The sequence below is a fragment of the Sulfitobacter sp. HI0040 genome (genome assembly GCF_001634885.1).
Lineage (GTDB): Bacteria > Pseudomonadota > Alphaproteobacteria > Rhodobacterales > Rhodobacteraceae > Sulfitobacter.
In genome coordinates this window covers 1-4,980 of sequence record NZ_LWEX01000131.1, presented here as the reverse complement: position 1 = coordinate 4,980, position 4,980 = coordinate 1, and the positions used below count along the sequence as shown (strand labels likewise).

Annotated in this window: 5 protein-coding genes; 3 read left to right on the top strand and 2 right to left on the bottom strand. The window is 51.8% G+C overall.

Going from position 1 to position 4,980, the window contains the following annotated elements:
- The coding region (locus A3728_RS23715; RefSeq protein ID WP_236630455.1) for a hypothetical protein at window positions 1–369 on the top strand (369 nt) is incomplete at its 5' end.
- 17 nt (window positions 370–386) lie between these two features.
- On the opposite strand, the gene A3728_RS09490 is transcribed toward A3728_RS23715, so the two are convergent.
- A complete protein-coding gene (locus A3728_RS09490; RefSeq protein ID WP_082851055.1) occupies window positions 387–1,616 on the bottom strand; it encodes a MobA/MobL family protein in 1,230 nt (409 codons plus the stop codon).
- Between the two features lie 218 nt (window positions 1,617–1,834).
- On the opposite strand from A3728_RS09490, the gene A3728_RS09485 reads away from it, so the two are divergent.
- Together A3728_RS09485 and A3728_RS09475 are read left to right on the top strand one after the other, a co-directional pair.
- A complete protein-coding gene (locus A3728_RS09485; RefSeq protein ID WP_067922661.1) occupies window positions 1,835–2,185 on the top strand; it encodes a hypothetical protein in 351 nt (116 codons plus the stop codon).
- A 178-nt stretch (window positions 2,186–2,363) separates the two neighbouring features.
- Window positions 2,364–3,442 (top strand): IS3 family transposase gene (locus tag A3728_RS09475; protein ID WP_150120714.1). Its coding sequence is split into 2 segments (ribosomal slippage): window positions 2,364–2,625 and window positions 2,625–3,442, totalling 1,080 coding nucleotides; the frame shifts between segments, so codons are not numbered across the junction.
- A 333-nt stretch (window positions 3,443–3,775) separates the two neighbouring features.
- Here the strand turns inward: A3728_RS09475 and A3728_RS22740 are convergent.
- Window positions 3,776–4,597 carry a hypothetical protein gene (locus A3728_RS22740; protein ID WP_150120713.1) on the bottom strand — a complete coding sequence of 274 codons (822 nt, stop codon included), beginning with the start codon at window positions 4,595–4,597 and terminating at the stop codon, window positions 3,776–3,778.
- Window positions 4,598–4,980 lie beyond the last annotated feature (383 nt).

Here is a 4,980-nt window from a genome sequence, read left to right as displayed (position 1 = left end):
AAGTTCAGTAACTTGTTAATAGACCACGTAAGCGCTCACGAGCATATTGACCTTCAAGAGGCGTTTCTATTGCGCCTGCGGAATGCTGAACGCTCCCTGCGTTGTGCATCTACATCCAATCATGAGAAGCTTTCTGCGATCAAAAGAGCTGAGTCCATGTTCCGGCTTCTGAAGGTTGAAAGACTTGAAGCGGAAATTTGGGCGCGTGACGCCGACTCTGATGAGCTTAAAATTGATCATTGGGGCGCGGAAAACATCCCAGAAGACGTTCAACTCATTTATGCATACCGTCGGTACCATATGAACAGAAAAGAGGCGTTTCCCCTTTTTAACTATTGGGGAGAACCGCTTGTCGGCGTTGATCAATGAGAATATGTGAAAAAAGATCAACTACCTATCTTTCTCTGCCTCTGGCGCGGCGGGCGAGCACGTTGTTTTGCCTTTTGGCTCATTGCAAACCTTGGTTGCTGTTTCGATTCTGGAGTAGCCGCCGTTTCGGTTTCAGGGTCAATTGTACGATCGCTTTTCGGGTCAATCTTCTTCTCCATCCTACCTTGCGCCCAAAGAATTGCGGCCCGGGTTGGGTCAAGCGTGTCGAGGTGAGGCGCATTTTCGATAGCTTTCGCGCGGGCGTCAGCAGTCCTGGCGGATTCGATATTCGTATTTGCCTCGTCCACTTTCGCCAGCCGCGCAGTCTCATTCTTTGCTGCAATCGATTCGGAATCTTTGAGTCGGGCCTTCTCGCGTTCAAGGTCACGTATTAGCAACCAGCTCTTCCAAAGCTCTTCATTCTTCGCTTGGATCTTTGCGCGCGTCTTGCCCAGATGCGTGTCATCTGATCCATTCTCCAAGATGCGGCGACGCTTGCGAGCGGTGTTCCGTGGGCCCATCTTCGGTTGCGGCGTGAGACCGCCGGGCGCGTCACCGTTGGCAGCAGCCTTCTCATAGCTCCTAAGGTCAACAAGCATTGGGACGTTTGCTTTCGTTAGTTCACGGTTAACCCGTTTCTGCCACTCGTCGCGCATCTCCTGAATAATCTGCGGACCTGAAACTATGCCATCCAAGTCACGTATCTTCTGGCCAAAAGACCCTGTCTCGTCATTCCAAACACGGGTTGGGCACAGTATATGAACGTGCTGATTTAGAGGGTTCCCACGCTCATCTTTCCGAAGCTTCGGCACCTCTTTTTGCCCCTCGGTCATTGGAATCATATCTCGTAAAATTTCTTGATCCAAACCATGGGCAAACGGATGATGAATTGCGGCCATGGAAGACATTCCATAACGATCATGCATCCAAAGACAGAACCCACGAACCAGTACACGTTGCCTCTTGAGCGGTAGCTCATGGGGCAATGACACCAGTATCTCTCGTGCAAGCCTGGCCCTTGGATGCTTTTCCTTTGAACAAGCGGCGTTGAACACTTTCTCGGGATCATTCGGAAGCTTGATCGACTCAACGGAAACCACATCACGCCGGCGGGAATAATTCTTCACTTTACCAGTGCGGTCGCAGCGATAGCGCCCGCCGGTGCAATAGGCCGCCGCTGCTACGATAGAGGCGGTGTTGCTGCGGTTGCGAACCTTAACTTCGAATCGTGATGCTTTGTGTCTCATCTATTTTAGATGGCGCCCAACTTCTGGATCCGCTCGAAAAAAGCCCGCGGCAGGCGCGCGGCAACTCCAACGGAGTTGCGTAACCGCGCCCTTCGCCTTTCCCAGGCTCGGTGGGGGCGCACGTCGGCGTCATCGATAGTTGCGCTTTATTTGGGAGCGCTTCGGCAGGTAAGGCCTCATATCCCATTCAACGCCTGAAAGCCAACTGGAGATACTGGATGCCCCCAATTGAAAAACAAATCGCTGCTCTCGAAGAAAAGATTGCGAAGGAGCGCGCAAAACTCGCCGACGCGAAGGCCAAGGCGGCCTTACAAAATCGAAAGCGCGATACACGTCGTAAAGTGCTATTTGGATACGCCTTCTTAGATTGGGCAAGCAGTCTGCCGCGGTCAGAGCGGAAGCGGATCGTCGGTTTAGTGCACGCGCGATTGGCAGAAAGAGAGCGCGAGGCATTTCCTCTGTCTGATGTGCTTTTGAGCATAGACGCTACAGCCAAAGAGAAAACGCCGTCGAAGCCGAAAACCGATCCTGAGATGGCGTTCCTACCCTTCCCAGCTTACAAGTCATAAATCATGTCCCCGTAAACAACATCACCGACACCGATCCGAATTTTTTCCCACCCTGGTTACGTTGACGCGTTTGTTACACTATTCCGCGGCCGATAGCCTGATAGACATGGTAATCCCCCCCGATGTTAAGGGGATGCGGAAGTAGAATTTTCTCGGCAGGATGAACGAGGAGATTCCGATGAAGAAGTCACGTTTTACCGAGGCCCAGATCATGGGCGTGCTGCGCCAGATGGAAGGCGGCGTTCCTGCTGCCGAGTTGTGCCGTGAACATGGCATGAGCAGTGCCACTCTTTACAAATGGCGGGCCAAATATGGCGGTATGGATGCGAGCCTGATCAGCGAGATGAAGGCGATGGCCAAGGAGAACCGCCGCCTGAAGCGTATGTTTGCTGATGTCAGCATGCAAAACGACCTGCTGAAGGAGGCGCTCGGAAAAAAATGAAGCGGCCAGCTCAACGCCGAGAGTTGGCCGTGAAAGCGGTGGCGATGAAGGGCGTCAGCATCGCGCTGGCGTGCCGGGCATTTGATGTCAGCGAAACCTGCTACCGATACAGCCCGAAGCTGGACGATGAGAACGAGCAGATCGCCGACCTGCTGCTTGGGCTGACGAAGGCGAAGAAGACTTGGGGCTTCGGCCTATGCTTTCTCTACCTGCGCAATATCCAGGGCCATGGTTGGAACCACAAGCGGGTCTACCGCGAGCTGGAGCTGAACCTCAGGATCAAGCCGCGCGAACGGCTGAAACGGGAGAAGCCCGACGAGTTGGTCGTGCCAGAACAGCCGAACGAAGTCTGGTCCATGGACTTCATGGCAGATCGCCTCGGGGACGGTCGCCAGTTCCGGCTGCTGAATGTCTTGGACGACTTCAACCGTGAAGGGCTGGGTATTGAGGTCGACTTCTCGCTACCCGCGGAACGCGTCATCAGGGCGCTGAACCAGATCATCGAATGGCGTGGTGCGCCTCGAACCATACGAGTCGACAACGGCCCGGAATACATCAGCGGCACCCTCATGGAATGGGCCGAAAACAAGGGCATCGCCTTGGCCCACATACAGCCGGGGAAACCGCAGCAGAACGCTTATGTCGAGCGCTACAACCGGACGGTCCGGCACGAATGGCAGGACCTCCACATCTTCGAAACCATCGACCAGGTGCAGCAGATTGCCACCGAGTGGCTCTGGTCTTATAACAATGAGCGCCCAAACATGGGCAACGGCGGAATGACCCCCGCCCAGAAACTGAGAATGGCCGCGTAAATTCTACGACCAAGTCCCCGCAAAAACGGGGGGATTACCACATCAGTCAACAATAGTCTGAAGCGGAAGTTCCAGTGAAGGCCCTTTCTTGATATTGATAACTTGCGAACTTCCGGCGCTTTTGAAGATAACCGTGCTGTTGAGATAATTCAGTTCGCAAAAGGTGTTAGAGATGCGGCGATCGTGGTATGATGCTAAGATTTGCTACGAAATGAGCGTCAATTGAACTGAGTTTGTGCTTAGCAATATTAAATTGCTAAGCCTCTCTTCAAAACGGTACAATCCTTGATTGCAATAAACTCTTGCAGTGATCAGTGATGATTCCGAGCTTTATCATCGGGAAGCTGCCGGGAGATTCTTCCGCAGGTTTGCTTCAACATCAGTAGGGTTTTCTCCATCAATAGCATACTCTCTAAAATCTCTCTTATCGATCTCGGCAACTTCGTAGTGGGACACTCTAAATACTCGCGAATTTAGTGACCAGCTTCTCAGTTTATCAGGAAACCAAGTAGTTCCTTCATGCCGCAACCGGATGAGAAGGCGCTGTTGACCATTCCCCCGTCGAACCCACTCGAGGCCAACGAACGCCGTTGTACCTGCCAGCTCCACGGCCTGCTGCAAGCTCTGGAAAAACTCTCGTCGGTAGTCACACCATCGTTTTGAAAGAGGAATTTCAAACTCTGGGATACGGTGGTTTCTGAGATTTCTTATTCTGCAGTATAAGTTGAGCGTCGTAGCAGAACGGCATGCAGCGGCGTGTCGAATATCAATGAGTGCGAAATCATCACTCCAACGTAGGGCCATAAGTTGATGAACCGCCGAGCTGAAACACCAGTGGATTCGGTGATTCCGGTTTGACATGTGTATCGCATCGAATAACCCAGAACCACTCACTTCGGCAATTAGGTTCAGCAAAGGGGCAGCCTTGTTAGCTTTCGATGGCCCTACTAAATGACGGAGTTCGGCGCCGAAGCACCACATACTGGCACGGGTTGTATCTTGCATATATAGATCATCTGTGCGCCAAAGCTCGTGTCTATCTTGAAGGAAGATCATACCGATCAAAAGCCGTGTCGTAGTGATTGAGAACTCGGCTTCAAGTATGCTATTGAGCAGATCAAAGGTTATACTTACGTTTTTGTTTTCGGTGTCCATAGTTGCCTCATTTTTCCTATGAACAGGAAATGGGGCGCTTTTCGAAGATAGAAAAATATCAACCAGCAATTTTTCTTACCGCAACAAATCTGCATGCGCATCAACCAGCATTTTCTCTTGGCTAACCCGCCATTTTGCAGGTTTCTCCTACTTTAGGACCCACCGACGCAGCATAGAAATTTACAATCTCCGTTAAGCGCTTGCTATACAACAACATTCTGAAGCCAAGCAATTAAGCACATAGGCATCTATGCATTACACCCATTAGAACCATGAAATTTACCGAACCGATCCCATCGAACCGCACCCAAAGAGCTACGTGGTGATTGTCCTTGCGAAGGGGCCGGTGGGGGTGCGGACGAAAGGTTGGACTATCTTAGGGA